This window comes from Pseudomonas reactans, from assembly GCF_013385825.1.
GTDB lineage: Bacteria > Pseudomonadota > Gammaproteobacteria > Pseudomonadales > Pseudomonadaceae > Aquipseudomonas > Aquipseudomonas reactans.
Window position 1 is genome coordinate 172111 of sequence record NZ_JACAPG010000021.1, and the last position, 19569, is coordinate 191679.

Here is a 19569-nt window from a genome sequence, read left to right on the forward strand (position 1 = left end):
ACCATAGGCTATTAAGGGACAAGCCGTCGGCCGGCGATCAGAATAAGCGTCAACGAATACTGCAGTTTTCCTGCGCAATCGCTAGAATGGCGGCCTTTGCGAAGTTCTGGAGTTTCCCCCTAATGCGCACTTTTCGGCTGGTGATTGCTTGCCCGGACCGGGTTGGCATCGTTGCCAAGGTCAGTAACTTTCTGGCCTCCCACAACGGTTGGATCACCGAGGCGAGTCATCACTCGGACAATCTCAGCGGTTGGTTCTTCATGCGTCACGAGATTCGTGCCGATTCGCTGCCTTTTGGTCTTGATGCCTTCCGCGACGCATTTGCGCCGATCGCCGAAGAGTTTTCGATGACCTGGCATATCACCGACACCGAGCAGAAAAAGCGCGTGGTGTTGATGGCCAGCCGTGAATCCCACTGTCTGGCCGACTTGCTGCATCGCTGGCACAGCGATGAGCTGGACTGCGAGATCGCGTGTGTGATCTCCAACCATGATGACCTGCGCAGCATGGTCGAGTGGCATGGCATCCCGTATTACCACGTGCCGGTCAACCCGCAGGACAAGGAGCCGGCGTTCGCCGAGGTCTCGCGCCTGGTCAAGCAGCACGAAGCCGACGTGGTCGTGCTGGCGCGCTACATGCAGATCCTGCCGCCGGAACTGTGCCGCGAATATGCTGGCAAGGTGATCAACATTCACCACAGCTTCCTGCCGTCGTTCGTCGGCGCCAAGCCTTACCACCAGGCGTCCCTGCGTGGCGTGAAGTTGATCGGTGCTACTTGCCACTACGTCACCGAAGAACTGGACGCTGGTCCGATCATCGAGCAGGACGTGGTGCGTGTCAGCCACAGCGACAGCATTGAAGACATGGTGCGTTTCGGCCGTGACGTCGAGAAGATGGTGCTGGCCCGTGGCCTGCGTTACCACTTGGAAGACCGCGTGCTGGTGCACGGCAACAAGACCGTCGTGTTCTGATCGAACTTGTTGTGATTGAAGAATGAAGGGCCTGGGCGTTAAATCGTCCCAGGCCCTTTTTCTTTATGCTGCCGAGGATTGAGTCATGAGTGATCCGCTGGACAAAGCCACTTCAAAAGCCCCCGCCACATTAGGGGAGGGCTGTTTGAGTCGATACGACCCGGATGACCTCAGCAGCGAGGACGGCACCGAATTTCCCGGTGCCGCCGAACTGTGGGAGCAGGAGCAGGCCAAGTCCGAGACCAAGGACGCCTGATCAGATCCGGAAACTGCCAACCAATTGTTTCAACCGTGCAGCCTGTTGTTCCAGGTCGGCACAAGCACGCAGTGTAGATTGCAGGTTTTCCACACCTTCCTGATTGAGGGTGTTGATCTCGGTAATGTCCATGTTGATCGACTCCACCACTGAGGTCTGTTCTTCTGTGGCAGTGGCGACGGACTGGTTCATGCCATCAATTTCGCCGATGCGTTGGGTCACGCTGTTCAGGCGTTCGCCGGCCAGGTTGGCGATGTCGACACTTTCAAGGCTATGTCGCTGGCTTTCACCCATGGTGCTGACCGAGTCCCGCGCGCCGACTTGCAGTTCCTCAATCATCTTCTGCACCTGTTGCGCCGATTCCTGAGTGCGATGCGCCAGGTTGCGGACTTCATCCGCGACCACCGCAAACCCACGCCCGGCTTCCCCTGCACGGGCAGCCTCAATGGCGGCGTTCAATGCCAGCAGGTTGGTTTGCTGGGAAATACTGGTGATCACTTCGAGAATCTGGCCGATGTTCACCGTCTTGCTATTGAGCGCTTCGATGTTGCTGCTGGACGCGCTGATCATCGAAGACAACTGGTTCATCGCCTTGATGTTGCGTTCCACCACTTGTTGGCCATCCTCAGCCAGGTGACGTGCATCGCTGGCCTGATGGGAGGCTTGCGCCGCATTGCGCGCGATTTCCTGGGCCGCTGCGCCCAGCTCATTGATGGCGGCGGCGACGCTGTTGGTGCGGTTGGCTTGCTCATCGGAATTGACCATCGACGAGTTGGAGGCGCTGACCACCCGCAGTGCCACTTCATTCACCTGTTCGGTGGCCGAAGACACTTCGCGGATCGACGTATGAATGCGTTCCACGAAGCGGTTGAAGGCGTTACCCAGCATGCCGAATTCATCATTATTCTGGATCGTCAGGCGGCGGGTCAGGTCGCCCTCGCCATCGGCGATGTCCTGCATGGCGCGGGTCATCACGTGCAGCGGTTGCAACAAGATACGGATCAGCATGCCGAGCAGGGCAATGATGATCACCACCGCGATGAGCGTGGCGATGACCGCTGAGGTGCGGAACTCGCTGAGCATGGCGAAGGATTTGTCTTTATCGACTGAAATACCGAGGTACCAGTTCACCGAGGGCAGGCCCTTGATCGGTGTAAAAGTGACGATGTTGTCCTTGCCGTTGGCCTCGACTTCGCTGAAGTCGGCGCTGATCTTCGGCGTATTTTTCGGATACACGTCTGCCAGGGTCTTCATCACCAGGTTTTTGTCCGGGTGTACCAGTACTTTGCCGTCGGCGCTGACCAGGAACGCGTAGCCCATGCCGCCGAAGTTCAGCGCGCCGATGTTATCCACCAGGGTTTGCAGGCTCAGGTCCCCACCGACCACACCGATGCTCTGGGTGCCTTGGGTACTGGGAGTGGCGACGGAAATGATCAACTTGCCGGTGGCGGCATCAATATACGGCTCGGTCAGGGTTGAACCGTTGCTGCTCTGGGCGCCCTTGTACCAGGGACGGACACGCGGGTCGAAACCGTCCGGCATCTTGGTGTCTGGGCGGATGGTGAAGGCACCCTTGCTGTCGCCGACGTAGGTCGCCATGAAGGAGGACGTCAGGGTTTTCTGTTCCAGCAGGCTGGCAACCGCGGACGGTTCGGGGTTGATGGCGATGTTTTGTGCGGCGTTTTCCACCAGGGCTATACGCCCATTAAGCCAGGTTTGAATGTTGCTGGCGGTGACATCGCCCATTTCGTGCAGGTAGTTGTTGAGATCGTCGCGTATCGCGTTGCGTTGCAGGTAGTCGTTGTAGAGAGTAAACAGCGCGAATGCGGCAATGACGATAAGGGAGGCTGCAAGCAGGATTTTGTGGCTGAAGCGCAGATTTTTATTCATGGCTTGTAGGGTCCGCTAAGGTCTTATTATCCGAAGCGCGTCCTTGTGGGAGGCGCAAAATGGCAGCGTCAAAAAAGGTGTGATACTTCTTGTGATGGTTCCGGTGGTCCCTGTGGGAACTATCTGACCTATTTTTAGACTTTGTGGGTCTCACACTTTTCTGTATCGACCTGGCCGCACTAAAGATTAACCATGGGTGACGAAATGCCTGACTCCACGCAACTGCTAATCGGCGCCGGCCTCGACGGCCAGCCCATCGCCCAGGCCATGCGCCTGGCCAACCGTCACGGGTTGATCGCCGGCGCCACCGGCACCGGCAAGACCGTCACGCTGCAACGCCTGGCCGAAGCCTTCAGTGATGCCGGTGTGGCGGTGTTTGCCGCGGACATCAAGGGCGACCTGTGCGGCCTGGGCGCTGCGGCGAACCCGCAGGGCAAGGTCGCCGAGCGCATCGCCGGCATGCCTTTCCTCAATTACACGGCCAAGGCTTATCCGGTCACGCTGTGGGATATCCACGGGCAGTCCGGTCACCCATTGCGCACCACCATCAGCGAAATGGGTCCATTGTTGCTCGGTAGTTTGCTGGAACTCACCGACAGCCAGCAGTCGGCGCTTTACGCGGCGTTCAAGGTGGCCGATCGCGAAGGCTTATTGTTGCTCGATCTCAAGGACCTCAAGGCACTGCTCAATCATCTGCGCTATCACCCAGAGTTGCTGGGCGAAGACGCGGCGCTGATGACCACCGGTTCCAGCCAGGCACTGTTGCGACGCCTGGCAGTGCTGGAGCAGCAGGGCGCAGAAGCTTTGTTTGGTGAACCGGCCCTGCAACTGGAAGATATCCTGCAGCCCACCGCTGACGGGCGTGGTCGCATCCATCTGCTGGACGCCAGCCGCTTGGTGCATGAGGCGCCGAAGGTGTACGCAACCTTCCTGCTGTGGTTGTTGGCGGAGTTGTTCGAGCAACTGCCTGAACGTGGCGACGCCGACAAACCGCTGCTCGCACTGTTTTTCGATGAGGCGCATTTACTGTTCGCCGATACGCCGAAGGCGTTGCAGGAACGTCTGGAGCAGGTGGTGCGGCTGATCCGCTCCAAAGGGGTTGGCGTGTATTTCGTCACCCAATCCCCAGGCGATTTGCCGGACAGCGTGCTGGCCCAGCTCGGGCTGCGCATCCAGCATGGCCTGCGGGCGTTTACGACCAAGGAACAGAAGTCCTTGCGCGCCGTAGCCGATGGTTTTCGACCAAACCCGATTTTTGATGCCCTTTCGGTCTTGACCGAGTTGGGCACGGGTGAGGCTTTGGTGGGGACGCTGCAGGAAAAGGGTACGCCGGAAGTCGTCCAACGTGTACTGGTCGCACCGCCACAATCCCGGATCGGGCCGCTCAGTGCAGCCGAACGGGCAGCCTTGGTGGCCAGTTCGCCGTTGCTGGGTCGGTATGACAAACCGATTGATCGGGAATCCGCGTATGAGGTGCTGATGGCGCGTAAAGAACTTGGGCCAACCGAAGAGGCCAAGCCCGCCGCCGAGGAACCCAGCTTCACCGACAAGGCCGGGGCGTTTCTCGGCACAACCGCAGGCAAGGCGCTGAAGTCCGCGATGCAGCAAGCCGCCAATCAGATGGGGCGGCAACTGGTGCGTGGCTTGTTGGGGTCGTTATTGGGCGGCAGCAAGCGCAAATAGCGAGTCAGGGCTTGGGCTTGGCGTGGGCCGCCAGCCGTTCCAGCGCCGCACGCAAGCCTGGGTTGCTGATCCCGTCGGCAGTTGCCTGAATGGTTTCGGCGGCACTGGGCGACAGGTCATGAATATGCTCCACCACGCCGGGTTGGGTGGTGGGCGGTTGCACTTTGAACTGGATGCGCGTCAAGCCGGCGAATTCATCAAAGGCCATCAATTGGCGCTGCAGGCGTTTTTGCTGATAGCGCAAACGTGTCGCCCAGTGGCCATCTGTGACAATAAGCAGCAGGTTGCCTTCACGCCAGGACGCCACGCGGCAGTGTTCGCGCGCTGCCGGTTGCAGCTGCGTCTCGAGCAGCCGTTGCAGGCGGCCCAACCGTTGCGCATGGCCGAAGATGGCTTTCAGCGGCTTGGCATCGCGAAGCAACACGCCGGGAGCGCGGGCTGATAAGGGGCGAAATGCCATTATTGGACACCTTAAGTAACAGAGCCGCCATCTTAGCAGAACGCGCCTGTACGGCCCCAGGCAATGCATCCGTGGGGTTTTGCTCATGAAATCAATTGGTAACTTCTGCGCTCCATGGGTTGAAGTTCCAGCAAAAGCCCTTATTTTAAACAAGCCCTCTCACAGCACCATGCCAGCATCGGGGAACAACGCCACTTTCCTCACCCACGAATCCGGGTAGAATGCGCGTTCGCATGCGGCCGTGAGGGCTGCTCGGGCCACTCACGGTGCGCCCTCCATCCCTATGTGTGGAAGAACCTGCCGATATGTTTGCGCCTTTGTTAAAGAAACTTTTTGGAAGCAAGAATGAGCGCGAAGTCAAACGCATGCTCAAGACGGTGCAGCTGGTCAATGCCTTCGAAGAGCAGATGGTTGCCCTTTCGGATGAGCAATTGCGCGCCAAGACCCAAGAGTTCAAGGCCCGCATAGCCAAAGGTGAAACCCTCGACAAGCTGCTGCCCGAAGCCTTTGCGGTCGCCCGTGAAGCCGGTAAGCGTGTCATGGGCATGCGCCACTTCGACGTCCAGTTGATCGGCGGCATGACCTTGCATGAAGGCATGATTGCCGAAATGCGTACCGGTGAAGGCAAGACCCTGGTGGCAACCCTGGGCGTTTACCTCAACGCATTGTCCGGCAAGGGCGTGCATGTTGTGACGGTGAACGACTACCTGGCCCGCCGGGACGCCAACTGGATGCGCCCGCTCTATGAATTCCTCGGCCTGACCGTTGGCGTCGTTACGCCATTCCAGCCGCCGGAAGAGAAGCGCGCTGCCTACGCTTGCGACATTACCTACGGCACCAACAACGAATTCGGTTTCGACTACCTGCGCGACAACATGGCGTTCAGCATGGATGAAAAATTCCAGCGCGAACTCAACTTTGCCGTGATCGACGAAGTCGACTCCATCCTCATCGACGAAGCCCGTACCCCACTGATCATCTCCGGCCAGGCCGAAGACAGCTCGCGCCTGTACACCGAAATCAACAAGTTGATTCCGCGTCTGGAGCAGCACATTGAGGAAGTGGAAGGCGTGGTGACCAAAGAAGGTCACTTCAGCATCGACGAGAAGACCCGCCAGGTCGAACTCAACGAAGCCGGTCACCAGTTCGTCGAAGAGATGCTGACCCAGATCGGCGAGCTGGCCGAGGGTGAAAGCCTGTACTCGGCACACAACCTGGGCCTGTTGACCCACGTGTATGCTGGCCTGCGCGCCCACAAGCTGTTCCATCGCAACGTCGAATACATCGTGCAGGACGGCCAGGTCGTGCTGGTTGACGAACACACCGGCCGTACCATGCCGGGTCGCCGTCTGTCCGAAGGCCTGCACCAGGCCATCGAAGCCAAGGAACACCTCAACATCCAGGCTGAAAGCCAGACGTTGGCGTCCACCACCTTCCAGAACTACTTTCGTCTGTACAACAAGCTGTCCGGCATGACCGGTACGGCCGACACCGAAGCGTTCGAATTCCACCAGATCTACAACCTGGCCGTGATGGTCATTCCGCCGAACAAGCCGTTGGCGCGTAAAGACTTCAACGACCTGGTGTTCCTGACGGCCGAAGAGAAATACGCGGCAATCATCAACGACATCAAGGACGGCATGGCCCAGGGTCGTCCGATCCTGGTGGGTACCGCCACCATCGAGACTTCCGAGCACGTATCGAACCTGCTCAACAAGGAAGGCATCGAGCACAAGGTCCTCAACGCCAAGTTCCACGAAAAAGAAGCCGAGATCATTGCCCAGGCCGGCCGCCCAGGCGCACTGACCATCGCGACCAACATGGCCGGTCGTGGTACCGACATCCTGTTGGGCGGTAACTGGGAAGTGGAAGTCGCGGCGCTGGAAAACCCGAGTCCTGAGCAGATTGCCCAGATCAAGGCGGACTGGCAGAAGCGCCACCAGGCCGTGCTGGAATCCGGTGGCCTGCAGGTGATCGCGTCCGAGCGTCACGAATCGCGCCGTATCGACAACCAGTTGCGTGGTCGTGCCGGTCGCCAGGGTGACGCTGGTTCCAGCCGCTTCTACCTGTCGCTGGAAGACAGCCTGATGCGCATCTTCGCCTCGGACCGCGTGAAGAACTTCATGAAGGCCCTGGGCATGCAGTCCGGCGAAGCGATCGAGCACCGCATGGTGACCAACGCCATCGAGAAGGCCCAGCGCAAGGTTGAAGGCCGCAACTTCGACATTCGTAAGCAACTGCTTGAGTTCGATGACGTCAACAACGAACAGCGTAAAGTGATCTATCACATGCGTAACACGTTGCTGGCCGCCGACAACATTGGCGAGACCATCGCTGATTTCCGTCAGGACGTGCTCAACGCTACCGTCAGCGCACACATCCCGCCACAGTCCCTGCCAGAGCAGTGGGATGTTGCCGGCCTGGAAGCCGCGTTGAAGAGCGACTTCGGTGTGGACCTGCCGGTTCAGCAGTGGCTGGACGAAGACGATCACCTGTACGAAGAGACACTGCGCGAGAAGCTGATGACCGAGCTGCTGGCTGCGTACAACGAGAAAGAAGAGCAGGCGAGTGCCGAAGCACTGCGCACCTTCGAGAAGCAAATCGTACTGCGCGTGCTGGACGATCTGTGGAAAGACCACCTGTCGACCATGGACCACCTGCGTCACGGCATCCACCTGCGTGGCTACGCCCAGAAGAACCCGAAGCAGGAGTACAAGCGCGAGTCGTTCACGCTGTTCTCCGAACTGCTGGATTCGATCAAGCGCGACTCGATTCGCGTGCTGTCCCACGTTCAAGTGCGTCGCGAAGACCCGATCGAGGAAGAAGCCCGTCTGCGTCAGGAAGCCGAGGCACTGGCTGCGCGCATGCAGTTCCAGCATGACGAAGCACCGGGGCTGGAAGCGCCTGAGGTACTGGGCGAAGAGGTCGACGTGGCCCTGGCTCAAACCCCGGTTCGCAATGACCAGAAGTTGGGCCGCAACGAGCTGTGCTACTGCGGCTCGGGCAAGAAGTTCAAACACTGCCACGGCCAGATTGAATAAGATTTTTGCCTGACGCTGCTACACCCTGCGCCGCGACCGGCCTTTGCCGTCGCGGCGTTTTGCCATTAATTTCGCCGTCGCTCACGACGGCACAGACATCATCTGATTTATAAGGAGCGCATTCATGGCTGTTGGTCTTGGTCCTTTGCCCACATTGCACCCGGTTGCCGGTTTTGAGCTCGGTATCGCTTCGGCCGGCATCAAACGCCCGGGGCGCAAGGATGTGGTGGTGATGCGCTGTGCCGAAGGCTCGACCGTCGCCGGTGTGTTCACCCTCAATGCGTTCTGCGCCGCGCCGGTGATCCTGGCCAAGCAACGTGTTGCCGGCACGATCCGTTACCTGCTGACCAACACCGGCAATGCCAACGCCGGTACCGGCGAGCCAGGCCTGGTGGCGGCTGCACGCACCTGCGCCAAGCTGGCCCAGCTGACCGGCGTGGACGCCAGCCAAGTGCTGCCGTATTCCACCGGCGTGATCGGTGAGCCGCTGCCTGTCGAGAAAATCGAAGGTGCATTGCAAGCCGCGCTGGACGATCTGTCTGTGGATAACTGGGCCGCGGCAGCAACGGGCATCATGACCACTGACACCCTGCCCAAAGGCGCCAGCCGCCAGTTCGTGCACGATGGCGTGACCGTCACCGTGACCGGTATCAGCAAGGGAGCGGGCATGATCCGTCCGAACATGGCCACCATGCTCGGCTACATCGCCACCGACGCCAAAGTCTCCCGCGACGTGCTGCACAGCCTGATCCTGGACGGCGCCAATAAGTCGTTCAACCGCATCACCATCGATGGCGACACCTCGACCAACGACTGCTGCATGCTGATCGCCACCGGCCAGGCCAACCTGCCGGAAATCACCGAGGCCAGCGGCCCGTTGTTCGCGGCATTGAAGCAGGCGGTGTTCGAAGTGTGCATGGACGTGGCCCAGGCCATCGTGCGTGACGGCGAGGGCGCCACCAAGTTTGTTACTGTTGAAGTGAATGGCGGCGGCAATCATCAGGAATGCCTGGATGTGGGTTACACCGTGGCGCATTCGCCGCTGATCAAGACGGCGCTGTTCGCCTCTGACCCGAACTGGGGCCGTATCCTGGCCGCTGTGGGCCGTGCCGGCGTGCCGGACCTGGACGTGAGCAAGATCGACGTGTTCCTCGGCGACGTGTGCATCGCCAGCCGTGGCGCCCGCGCTGAGTCCTACACCGAAGCCCAGGGCTCGGCGGTGATGCAGCAGGAAGAAATCACCATTCGCATCGAGTTGGGTCGCGGCGCGTGCAGCGAAACCATCTGGACCACCGACCTGTCCCACGAGTACGTGAAGATCAACGCAGAATACCGTACCTAAGAGGATAAGCGCGGTGAAACGAGTGCATGTAGCAGCAGCGGTGATCCGCGGTGTCGACGGCAGGATCCTGCTGGCGCGCCGCGCCGATACCCAACATCAGGGCGGCCTCTGGGAGTTTCCCGGCGGCAAGGTGGAGGCCGATGAATCGGTCGCCAGCGCGCTGTCCCGCGAATTGCAGGAAGAGCTGGGCATCCAGGTCACTACCGCGCGGCCGTTGATCAAGGTGCAGCATGATTACCCGGACAAACAGGTGTTGCTGGATGTCTGGGAAGTCTCGGCGTTTACCGGCGAGCCGCACGGAGTCGAGGGACAACCGTTGGAGTGGGTGGCACCTCGGGACCTGCTCAACTATGAGTTCCCGGCGGCTAATGCGCCTATCGTTGCGGCGGCGCGTTTGCCGGCTGAGTACCTGATCACCCCTGGCGAACTGGAAACCCCGACGTTACTGCGGGGTATCCAGAAAGCTATAGCCGGCGGCATCAAGCTGGTGCAACTGCGTGCGCCCAACGGTTACGACCCCAAGTACCGTGACCTGGCCGTGGATGCAGTGGGCCTGTGCGCGGGTAAGGCCCAGTTGATGCTCAAGGGGCCGTTCGAGTGGCTGGGGGATTTTCCTTCGGCCGGTTGGCACATGACCTCGGCGCAACTGCGTAAATACGCGAGCAAAGGTCGACCGCTTCCTAAAGATCGTTGGTTGGCGGCGTCTTGCCACAACGCAGAAGAGTTGGCACTGGCAGAAATGATGGACGTGGATTTCGTCACACTGTCGCCGGTGCAGCCGACCCAGACTCACCCCGATGTACAGCCATTGGGATGGGAGCAGGCGGCAGAGTTGATCCGTGGGTTCAGCAAGCCCGTATTTCTGCTGGGCGGGGTTGGGCCCGTCGAGCGAGAGCAGGCTTGGGACGCTGGGGCTCAGGGTGTTGCAGGTATCAGGGCATTCTGGCCTGAAGTCTGAAGCAGCAGCTCAATGAGGTTTTGCGGCGGCTTGCCACAAAACCTCAGCCACACCCTGGCGCTTGGCAATCACCCGTGCCGCCACGAACAGCAAATCCGACAGCCGATTGATGTACGCCAGCCCCACGCCTTCCAACGGTTCCACCGCATTCAACTGCTGACACCGCCGCTCCGCGCTGCGCGCCAGGCTGCGGCACACGTGGGCCTGGGCGATCAACGCCGAGCCACCGGGCAGGATGAAGTTCTCCAGCGGTCCCACTTCCTCATTCCAGCGGTCAATCGCGGCTTCCAGCCGATCCACTTCCGCAGCGTTCAAGGCTTTGTACACCGGCATTGCCAGTTCACCGCCCAGGTCGAACAAACGATGCTGGCAAGGTGTAAGCACCTCGATCACATCCCTCAACTCCGGATGCTTGCCACTCTGTTCTTCGAGGCTGGCCAGCAATAAGCCCAACTGGCTGTTCAGCGTATCCACCTCACCAATTGCTTCCACCCGTGGGTGGTCCTTGGGCACGCGGCGGCCATCGCCCAGGCCGGTTTCACCCTTGTCGCCGGTACGTGTGTAGATCTTCGACAGCCGAAAGCCCATGGTCAGTGCTCCAGTTGAGTCAGTTCATGAGGCGGCAGTTGGCTGCCGGCCAGGGGCAGGCGCAGGGTGAAGCAGGTGCCTTGGCCGAGGGTCGAGTGCACTTCCATCTGGCCTTTGTGATTGTTGGTGATGATGAAATACGACACCGACAGACCAAGCCCGGTGCCCTGGCCGATTTCCTTGGTGGTGAAGAACGGCTCGAACGTACGCTTGCGCACGTTTTCGCTCATGCCGATGCCATTGTCTTCCACTTGGATCTCCGCCCACGGCGGGTTGAGGCGCGTGCGCAGGATGATGCGACCTGGCTCACTGTCGTCTTCACGCAGGTGAATGGCCTGGGCAGCGTTTTTCAGCAGGTTGAGCAGGACCTGTTCCAGCTCGTTGGCGGTGCCGGGCACCGGGCCGAGTTGAGGGTCGAACTGGCGGATGATCGCCTGGCCCTTGAAATCAAAGCCGATGGTCAGGTCGAAGTCGTTGCCGGCGATTTCCACGGCCTGGTCAATCAGTGCCGGCAAGTCACAAGGCGCCATCTGGCGATTGCTGCGGCGACTGAAGCTGAGCATGTGGGTGACGATCTTCGCCGCCCGCGCCCCAGCCTGCTGGATGCCATCCAGCAATTGCGGTACTTCGCGACTTTGCAGGTAGCGGTTGACTGTTTCCAGCTCGATGCCTGCCTGCTCCGCATGCTCCAGGTTCTTGGGCAAGTCGGGGGACAGGCGGCGGCGGATGTTCTGCACGTTGTGCAGGATCGCCCCCAGCGGGTTGTTGATCTCATGGGCCATGCCTGCCGCCAGGCCACCCACTGAAAGCATTTTCTCCGACTGCACCATCATTTCTTCCAGAGACAGGCGCTGGGTGATGTCATCGATCCGGATCACCACGCCACGCCCGGCCCCGCCCATCAGCGGATAGAAGGTCAGGGCGTAATGCTTGGCTTCGTCGTCCTTGAACCAGGTGACACGCTCGATGCGCTCCACGGTGTGTTGCTCAACCGCCGCCCGGATCTGCGGCAGGTAAGGCTTGAGCGGCTGGAACGCCAGGTAGATCGGCTGGTTGAGGGCTTCGTCCAGGCGTGTGCCGGAGAGGGCGCTGGCCTCCTGGTTCCATTGGGTGACGTAGAGCTGTTCATCCAGGGCGATCAGCGCCGAGGGCATGGAGTCGATGATGCTGTTCAGGTAATTCTGGAAGCCGGTGAGTTTCTTCTCGATCTTGCTGCGAACCTGCACTTCCAGTTCCAGTTTGCGGTTGGTGTGGCGAGTTTCCTCCGCCAGACCCTGAGCCTGGTCATACGCCGCCTGGGAGTCGTCCCGCGCGCGCTTGAGCTGCTGCTCACGGGCTTCGATGCGCGAGAGCATGGTGTTGAAGGCTTCGGCCAGGCTGCCGATCTCGTCGTGGTTGCCGCGGCCGGCGCGCAGGGCGTAGTTCTCCTCGCGGGTGACCTGGCGGGAGAGTTCTTCCAGTTCGTGGATCGGCCGAGTGATCAGGCGTTTGATCTGGCGGGCGATGATCAGCCACAACAGCACGCTGAAAATCAGGATGCCCAGGCTGGCCGTCAATGTGCCGGTATAGAACGCCACCGGCAGCTCGCTACTGGCCACCAGCAGCAGATGCCCGGACGGCTGGCCGGCGCGGGGGAGTGTAATGACCTGGTTACTGCGAAATTCGGTGACGCGCCAGGCTTCGATATGCCGATAGTTGTCTGGCAGGTGCAGGCGGTCGCCGTGTTGCATCTGCGCCAGGCGGTTGCCTTCGCCGTCGTACAGGGCGGCGGCGCGCAATGGCGAATAGCTGGTCAGTTCGTTGAGCAGCGCGTCAGCCTTGGCAGGCGATTCGAGGGCTTCGGCGGCGAGCGCGGGGTTGGACACCAGGCGGCCGATGGCCTGCAAGGCTTGGGGCGCCATGCTTTCCTGGGAGATCCAGTAGGCGGCGCTGATAAAGGTCAGGTTGGCCACCAGCAATACAGTGGTCAACAGCACCAGCAGGGCGGCCAGCAGTTTCTGCCCGACCGGTAGGTTTTCAAGACGCTGGCGCAGCGGCATCAGGGTTTTCCCAGGTGATAGACAGGCGGGCAGGGTAGCGCGTGGCTCAGTCGCGGGGCAATCCGCGTGCAAGCAAGTGCTCCACCAAGCGTACTTGCAGTTGTTGCAGGTGCGGCAGGTTCAGTTGGTGACGAGAGGCCGCCTGGCAAGCATAGCCCAATAGATAGCTGATTTCGGTGCGACGGCCGGCGGTTACGTCCTGATACATGGACGAGTAGTTGGCGGCGGTGGCCTGGATCACCCGTTCCACTTCGTGTTGCAGATCCTGCGCGGCAGCCGGTTGGCCGCAGCACTCCAGCAGTTCGCCGAGTTCGGCGCACAGGGTTGCGACTTCACAGTGATGGGCTTGCAGTTCTCCGTTACGGCACTGGTACAGCACGGTCAGCGGGTTGATGGCGCAATTGAGCGCCAGCTTGCGCCACAGCCGTGTGAGGATGTCGGTGCTCCAATCGTGGGGGATGCCGGCCGCTTGCAAGTCATCCAGCCAAAGCGGCGGGGTGGGGTGGCTTGCGTCTCCCAGCCAGGTGTAGCCATGGCCGGCGAATACCACACGCCAGTCGCCGTCGCGAAACGCGCCTTCGGTGCTGGAGGCAAAGATGCAGCGTGCCTGGGGCAGTTGCGCGGCCACCGCGTCCTGGCTGCCGAGGCCGTTCTGCAACAGGATCAGTTCGGCGTCGGGTGCCAGCCGATGTTGCAGCTGTGCGACGGCACTCTGTGCGTCGTAGGCTTTGCACGCCACGAGTAGGCGATGAATCGGCTCGGGACTGTCGGGCGTTTCGCCAATTACCGGGTATGTGTGTTCCATGCCCTGTTCTACCAGCGTCAGCCCTTTGGCTGCCTGATAGCTGGCCAGGCGCGCTGCATCGCGCAGGATCAACCGCACGGGCACGCCAGCACGCGCCAGCCGCGTGGCCCAGAGTGTGCCCAGGCTGCCGGCGCCGAGAATATGCCAGGTGGTCGACATCAGTTTGTGCTCCAAAGAGTCGCCCGCAGCGAACGGGACAAAAGAACCGCTATAATGCCCCGGCATTTTAGCTTGGGCGCGCTCCATCTCTACTGAGCCCGCCCCTTATATTGGAGAAATGACATGCCTTCGTTCGACGTGGTATCCGAACTGGACAAACACGAAGTCACCAACGCCGTCGAGAACGCCGTCAAGGAACTGGACCGTCGCTATGACTTGAAAGGCAAGGGCAGCTTCGAATTCAAGGAAAAAGAGCTGACCGTCAACCTGACCGCTGAAGCCGATTTCCAGCTGGAAGCGATGATCGAGATCCTCAAGCTGTCGCTGGTCAAGCGCAAGATCGACGCGCAATGCCTTGAAATCAAGGACGCCTACGCCTCCGGCAAGCTGATGAAGCAAGAAGCCGTCCTCAAGGAAGGCATCGACAAGGAGTTGGCGAAGAAGATCGTTGCTCACATCAAGGATGCCAAGCTGAAAGTCCAGGCCGCGATCCAGGGTGAGCAGGTTCGCGTCACCGGCAAGAAGCGCGACGACCTGCAAGAGGCCATCGCGGCCCTGCGCGCCAAGACCTTCGACATGCCGCTGCAGTTCAATAACTTTCGCGACTGATGGCACTTTGGGGAACCTGTGGGCGTTTTTGACGTCCCACGCCCCAGAACCTGCGCCGACTATTGAGCCCTACGGGGCTCAATTGCATTTATGGCCACTCACTACGCCGAACATCCGGTAAACAGGAGAATGTAGATGGATTTGAATGCTGAAGTGGATCACTTGATCAAGACCTCAGAGTCGTGGATCCCGATGATCATGGAATACGGCAGCCGGTTTTTGCTGGCGGTGCTGACCCTGGCCATCGGTTGGTGGCTGATCAACGTGTTGACGCACCGCGTGGGGCGTTTGCTGGCATTGCGTAATGCTGACCTGGCGCTGCAACACTTCATCACCAGCCTGGCGAACATTGCGCTCAAAGTCATGCTGGTGGTCAACGTGGCCTCGATGATCGGCGTCGCCACCACCTCCTTCGTTGCTGCGATCGGTGCCGCCACCCTGGCCATCGGCCTGGCGTTGCAAGGCAGCCTGGCGAACTTCGCTGGCGGCGTGCTGATTCTGTTGTTCCGTCCGTTCCGCATTGGTGACTGGATCGAAGCCCAGGGCACTTCCGGCACCGTCGACAGCATCCAGATCTTCCACACCGTGCTGCGTACCGGTGACAACAAGACCGTGATCATCCCCAACGGCAGCCTGTCCAACGGCCTCATCACCAACACCAACCGTCAGCCGACCCGCAAGGTGGTGTTTGATGTGGGCGTCGACTATGAAGCCGACCTGCAGAAAGCCCGTGAAGTGCTGCTGGCGCTGGCGAAAGATCCGCGCGTATTGGCAGACCCGGCCGCTGTAGCAGTGGTTTCCACCTTGGGTGACAGTTCGATCACTGTTTCCCTGCGTTGCTGGACCAAGACCGCAGATTATTGGGACGTGGTGTTCATGTTGAACGAACTTGCACGTGATCGTTTGAAAGCGGCGGGGATTGATATTCCGTTTCCACAGCGGGTTATTCGCGTGATGCAGGAAACAGCTGCCAAGTAATGGCAATTAACTGCCTTGAACTTGGCCGTTAGGTCAGGTTCAAGGTGCCGGTGATAATGTCGTTAGTTAGCTTGCTAGTTATTTTGTTGCTGAAACATTAAAGCCATAAAAAAGCCGCTCCCTTGTTAAACAAGAGAGCGGCTTTTTGTTTAAGGCGAAAGCCTTAAGTCATCGCTGTAATAAAACTGTCAATTACAGGATGTTCAGCGGGTAGTTCGCGATCAGACGCAGTTCGTCGATCGAAGGCGAACCGTAGTAAACGCCATCACCCGAACGATAGGTTGCTTGACGCAGGCGCAGGCTCAAGTCTTTGGCTGGGCCGCTCTGGATCACGTACTTGGCTTCGATATCGCGTTCCCACTCTTTGCCGTTCGAGGTTGTGGCGGTTTGAGCGCCGCTACCGGTTACGTAACGAGTCATGAAGCTCAGGCCAGGAATGCCAAAGGTCGCCATGTTGATGTCGTAACGCGCTTGGTAGGACTTCTCGCCTTCGGCGTTGAAGTCGGAACGGGCAATGGAGTTGGCCAGGAACACTGAGCCACCGCCGTCTACGCCGTAGCCGTAGTCGCCGTCACCGGTGACTTTCTGCGCTGCCAGGGTGAAGGTGTGAGCACCAATGGTGTACGCACCTTGCAAGCTGAATGCACGGTTATCGAGCTTGACGGATTTGTCGTAGTAAGCGCGTTGCTTGCCTTCGCCGTCGCTTTTCGTGTCGTAGATGTTGAAGTCCAGGGCGAAGGACTGGTCGTCGCTCAGCGCGTGGGTCCAGTTAAGGTTGCTGTACCACTTGCGGAAGTAATCTTCGGTTTTTGCGTAGTACAGGCTGCCGGTGAACTCTGGGGTGAAGGAGTAGACGGCACCGCCAAAGTCGGTTTTCGTCAGGCCCAGGCTGTCACGGAAGGTCTGGTTCTGTGCGACGCTGGAAGTGAAGTGACCGCCTTCCAGTTTGAGGCCCTTGATCTCGTTGCTGGTGAGCGAGATACCTTGTGGCAGCTCTGGCAGCAAACGGCTGTCATCGGAAGCAAACACAGGAGCGGTGGTGTATTGGTCGCCGACTTTCAAGACCGTATCGGAGATGCGGAATTTAACGGCACCGCCGCCTTTGGAGTAATCGTCTTGCGAACGACCGTCCGAACCGCTTGGGAACAGACCGGTACCGGCGCGACCCTTGCCGCTGTCGAGCTTGACGCCCAGCAGGCCGATCACGTCAACACCGACACCGATGGTGCCCTGGGTGAAGCCCGATTGGTACAGGGCGTTGAAGCCCAGGCCAGTCTCTTCAGCACGGCTTTTATTCTTGCCGTTGACTTTCTCGTAGCCACTCAGTGGCTCATTGCGGAAGTCGCGGCTGAAGTACAGAGCGCGAGTGTTGATGCTGAAAGTACTGTCTTCAACAAAGCCTTTGGCGTCGTCCTGGGAGGAGGCCATTGCGAACTGCGTAGTGCCTGCTGAAACAGCCAGGGCGATCATGCTCCACTTCATCACGCGCATCGTGATTTGCTCCTTTGGTTTTAGGAAGAGTACTGCCGTCCCACCTGTATTTTTGTCTGGGCGGCTCTTTCTTTTTTGTGTCGGCGCAAAGTTATATCACGCTGACAATATTGGCGATACTTGCCCAACTTTCCTTTCAGCTTCTTTACGAGCTTGTCGTAGATTGCTATATCCATGTCGCAAATTCACAGCCTCACTGTAACGAGGCTGACAACTTCAATACTGTTTCCAGACCGTTAAAAGAACGCAAAAAAACGTTACTTTCCAAGTTTGAAATCTTCCTTGGCGTGCATTGAACCGCTGCTGTTTTTCATCGCGAAACACCTGCTTCCCTTCCGGTGCCGTTGCCGACGATAAGGGGATCAATGCAGCAAGCGTGCCCAAACCGTAAATCGAATGTCATTTTTTCGTGAAAAACGTTACCGCTTCGTGAAAACCGCATAAGCACGGGGTTTTTGCGCCGATTGGTTTGGCCTTGACGCCCGGGCTCTGTAACTGTGTTGTGGTGCATAAATCCTGTATCTGGGAAAAACGTTACCCGTTCACCCCAGTCAGTGGGTAATCGGCGGATCTCTTTGAGGCGCAATTGGGTCATTTTGGTGCATGGCCTCTGAGGCCTCAGTGTTTGGGTGATGGCTCAATGCCTTGTTTTGTGAGGCCTCTGCATCGCGGTTCTCATCGCAATGTTTTGCTCAACGCTTGGTCAATCACCAACGGATTGGTGATTGAGCGTAGTCGAAAAAATCGTTTGGCTCGAAATGGTGCACTTTTTTTCGCCACGGCTTGCCTGGGCGCGTATCGACCGGCGTGAAGCAACAGCGATTCGCAGGTATGCTGGCGCCTTGAACCTGACCTGCCGAACGGAGTGCCTGCGGTGTTCGCTTTAGATCAACGTCTTCAACAAGACACACTGGTCATCGGGGATTTCCCCCTGTGCCGCCTGCTGCTGTCCAATGACTCGAACTACCCTTGGTTCATCCTGGTGCCGCGCATCAACGGTATCAGCGAAGTGTTTCAACTGGATGTCGTTGACCAGCAACGTGTGTGGCAAGAAACCACTGCCTTGGCTCAGTTGCTGAATGAAGGCTGGTCCGCCGACAAAATGAACATCGGCGCCCTGGGCAATGTGGTCAGCCAGTTGCACGTGCATGTGATCGTGCGCAAACGCGACGATGCCGCCTGGCCTGCGCCCGTGTGGGGCAAACATCCGGCACAGCCTTACACTGACGAGCAAGTGGCCGCCATCCGCGCTCGTCTGCGCGCGCTGTTGCCCGCCGACTTCGTCTTTACCCAGGGTTGAATCATGGATCTGCAAGACCGCGTCAACGACCTGGAAAGCCGCCTGGCCTTCCAGGACGACACCATCGAGACCCTCAATGACATCCTCGTCACCCAGCAGCGCGCCGTCGAGCGCCTGCAAATGCAGATGACTGCGCTGCTCAAGCGCCAGGAAGAAATGGGCGGTCAATTCGAGACGTCCGAAGAAGAAGCGCCGCCGCCTCACTATTAATAGGCGTGCATAAAAAAACCGCGACCCAGCCTGGCTGGATCGCGGTTTTTTTTGCTGCGAAGGCGGGTGTCAGCGACGCGGCAGTGCCGCGATCACGTCTTCGGCCTGCAGGCCTTTGTCGCGATTCATCACGGAGAACTCCACGCGCTGGCCTTCCACCAGGACACGGTGGCCTTCGCCGCGAATGGCCCGGAAATGGACGAAAATATCGTCGCCCGAATCACGGGAAATAAAGCCGAAGCCTTTGGAGGTGTTGAACCACTTGACGGTACCGGTATCCCGATTGGTCATGTCGTAGGTTTGCGACGAGGCCGCAGGGGACGAACGGTAGAAGCTGATGGCCAGGTGAAGAACAATGGCGACCACAGCAATCACCAGGCTGAGCAGGATGGCCGGGTGGCCGCCGACTTCAGGCATGGGTGCCAGGAGGGTGAGGGTTTGTACAACAACAGTCAGTACCAACAGCGCGCTGACCAGGTTTTGCAGTTGATGACGCGTGCCTTTGTTCCAGTAAGGGATCACCGGTGCCAGCGTCAGGTTAAGAAGGCCGAACAAGGCCAGGTACAGAGCGTCGTGTTGTTCCAGATACGGCAGGCTTTCAGGCTGCAGGCTCGGGATAAAGGACAGCAGCAAAGCTGCAACGCCCGTTAGCAGGTGGACGATTTTCAACATTTTGATTAACTCACGTTAAGACGGATCACAAGGAGGAGCTGACTGGCACGGTTCGCTTCTGAACAATGGGAGGCGTTGGGCACGTGCGCGGGGTATCAGCCTATGTCGCTGCCGCAG

The 19569-nt window shown here is 59.2% G+C and carries 17 protein-coding genes and 1 pseudogene; 10 read left to right on the forward strand and 8 right to left on the reverse strand.

Annotated elements, in window-relative coordinates; all coding sequences use genetic code 11:
* The first annotated feature begins 122 nt into the window (after positions 1–122).
* Both purU and HX868_RS25415 read left to right on the forward strand, forming a co-directional pair.
* Entirely contained in the window at positions 123–971 is an 849-nt protein-coding gene (gene purU, locus HX868_RS25410; protein WP_010208067.1) for a formyltetrahydrofolate deformylase, read from the forward strand.
* Positions 972–1056: 85 nt separating this feature from the next.
* Positions 1057–1227 carry a hypothetical protein gene (locus HX868_RS25415; protein WP_177004758.1) on the forward strand — a complete coding sequence of 57 codons (171 nt, stop codon included), beginning with the start codon at positions 1057–1059 and terminating at the stop codon, positions 1225–1227.
* Here HX868_RS25415 and HX868_RS31340 read toward each other — a convergent pair whose 3' ends face one another.
* Positions 1228–1992 (reverse strand): methyl-accepting chemotaxis protein, encoded by a 765-nt coding sequence (locus tag HX868_RS31340; RefSeq protein WP_370590840.1) that lies wholly within the window; start codon positions 1990–1992, stop codon positions 1228–1230.
* A 93-nt stretch (positions 1993–2085) separates the two neighbouring features.
* Positions 2086–3117 (reverse strand): annotated as a pseudogene (locus HX868_RS31345) (HAMP domain-containing protein); the annotation flags it as partial.
* A 204-nt stretch (positions 3118–3321) separates the two neighbouring features.
* On the opposite strand from HX868_RS31345, the gene HX868_RS25425 reads away from it, so the two are divergent.
* Positions 3322–4800 carry a helicase HerA-like domain-containing protein gene (locus HX868_RS25425; RefSeq protein WP_177004858.1) on the forward strand — a complete coding sequence of 493 codons (1479 nt, stop codon included), beginning with the start codon at positions 3322–3324 and terminating at the stop codon, positions 4798–4800.
* A gap of 4 nt (positions 4801–4804) precedes the next feature.
* On the opposite strand, the gene HX868_RS25430 is transcribed toward HX868_RS25425, so the two are convergent.
* Positions 4805–5260: a DUF721 domain-containing protein gene (locus tag HX868_RS25430; RefSeq protein ID WP_177004760.1), complete on the reverse strand. Its 456-nt coding sequence runs from the start codon at positions 5258–5260 to the stop codon at positions 4805–4807.
* A 305-nt stretch (positions 5261–5565) separates the two neighbouring features.
* On the opposite strand from HX868_RS25430, the gene secA reads away from it, so the two are divergent.
* From secA to HX868_RS25445, 3 genes are all read left to right on the forward strand, one after another.
* Positions 5566–8301, forward strand: coding sequence for a preprotein translocase subunit SecA (secA, locus tag HX868_RS25435; RefSeq protein WP_016975465.1), 2736 nt, complete (start codon positions 5566–5568; stop codon positions 8299–8301).
* A 124-nt stretch (positions 8302–8425) separates the two neighbouring features.
* Positions 8426–9643, forward strand: coding sequence for a bifunctional glutamate N-acetyltransferase/amino-acid acetyltransferase ArgJ (argJ, locus tag HX868_RS25440; RefSeq protein ID WP_016975464.1), 1218 nt, complete (start codon positions 8426–8428; stop codon positions 9641–9643).
* Between the two features lie 13 nt (positions 9644–9656).
* Positions 9657–10601, forward strand: coding sequence for a Nudix family hydrolase (locus HX868_RS25445; RefSeq protein WP_177004761.1), 945 nt, complete (start codon positions 9657–9659; stop codon positions 10599–10601).
* Between the two features lie 9 nt (positions 10602–10610).
* Here HX868_RS25445 and HX868_RS25450 read toward each other — a convergent pair whose 3' ends face one another.
* From HX868_RS25450 to HX868_RS25460, 3 genes are read right to left on the reverse strand one after another with little or no spacing between them, the layout of a single operon-like run.
* Positions 10611–11189: a cob(I)yrinic acid a,c-diamide adenosyltransferase gene (locus HX868_RS25450; RefSeq protein ID WP_095017442.1), complete on the reverse strand. Its 579-nt coding sequence runs from the start codon at positions 11187–11189 to the stop codon at positions 10611–10613.
* Positions 11190–11191: 2 nt separating this feature from the next.
* Positions 11192–13228, reverse strand: coding sequence for a sensor histidine kinase (locus HX868_RS25455; RefSeq protein WP_177004762.1), 2037 nt, complete (start codon positions 13226–13228; stop codon positions 11192–11194).
* 46 nt (positions 13229–13274) lie between these two features.
* Positions 13275–14192: a putative 2-dehydropantoate 2-reductase gene (locus HX868_RS25460; RefSeq protein ID WP_177004763.1), complete on the reverse strand. Its 918-nt coding sequence runs from the start codon at positions 14190–14192 to the stop codon at positions 13275–13277.
* 123 nt (positions 14193–14315) lie between these two features.
* Here HX868_RS25460 and HX868_RS25465 point away from each other — a divergent pair, with 123 nt between their 5' ends.
* Together HX868_RS25465 and HX868_RS25470 are read left to right on the forward strand one after the other, a co-directional pair.
* Positions 14316–14801 (forward strand): YajQ family cyclic di-GMP-binding protein, encoded by a 486-nt coding sequence (locus HX868_RS25465; RefSeq protein ID WP_003175814.1) that lies wholly within the window; start codon positions 14316–14318, stop codon positions 14799–14801.
* Positions 14802–14936: 135 nt separating this feature from the next.
* Positions 14937–15779: a mechanosensitive ion channel family protein gene (locus HX868_RS25470; RefSeq protein ID WP_177004764.1), complete on the forward strand. Its 843-nt coding sequence runs from the start codon at positions 14937–14939 to the stop codon at positions 15777–15779.
* A gap of 192 nt (positions 15780–15971) precedes the next feature.
* Here HX868_RS25470 and HX868_RS25475 read toward each other — a convergent pair whose 3' ends face one another.
* Positions 15972–17270, reverse strand: a complete 1299-nt coding sequence (locus HX868_RS25475) for an OprD family porin (protein WP_177004765.1) — start codon at positions 17268–17270, stop codon at positions 15972–15974.
* An 874-nt stretch (positions 17271–18144) separates the two neighbouring features.
* Between HX868_RS25475 and HX868_RS25480 the strand changes: the two genes are divergently transcribed.
* Together HX868_RS25480 and HX868_RS25485 are read left to right on the forward strand one after the other, a co-directional pair.
* On the forward strand, positions 18145–18570 hold the full coding sequence (locus tag HX868_RS25480) for an HIT domain-containing protein (RefSeq protein WP_016975457.1): 426 nt from the start codon (positions 18145–18147) through the stop codon (positions 18568–18570).
* A 3-nt stretch (positions 18571–18573) separates the two neighbouring features.
* Positions 18574–18780, forward strand: a complete 207-nt coding sequence (locus HX868_RS25485) for a SlyX family protein (RefSeq protein WP_016975456.1) — start codon at positions 18574–18576, stop codon at positions 18778–18780.
* Positions 18781–18849: 69 nt separating this feature from the next.
* Here HX868_RS25485 and HX868_RS31055 read toward each other — a convergent pair whose 3' ends face one another.
* Positions 18850–19452: a cold-shock protein gene (locus HX868_RS31055; RefSeq protein WP_038845968.1), complete on the reverse strand. Its 603-nt coding sequence runs from the start codon at positions 19450–19452 to the stop codon at positions 18850–18852.
* Positions 19453–19569 lie beyond the last annotated feature (117 nt).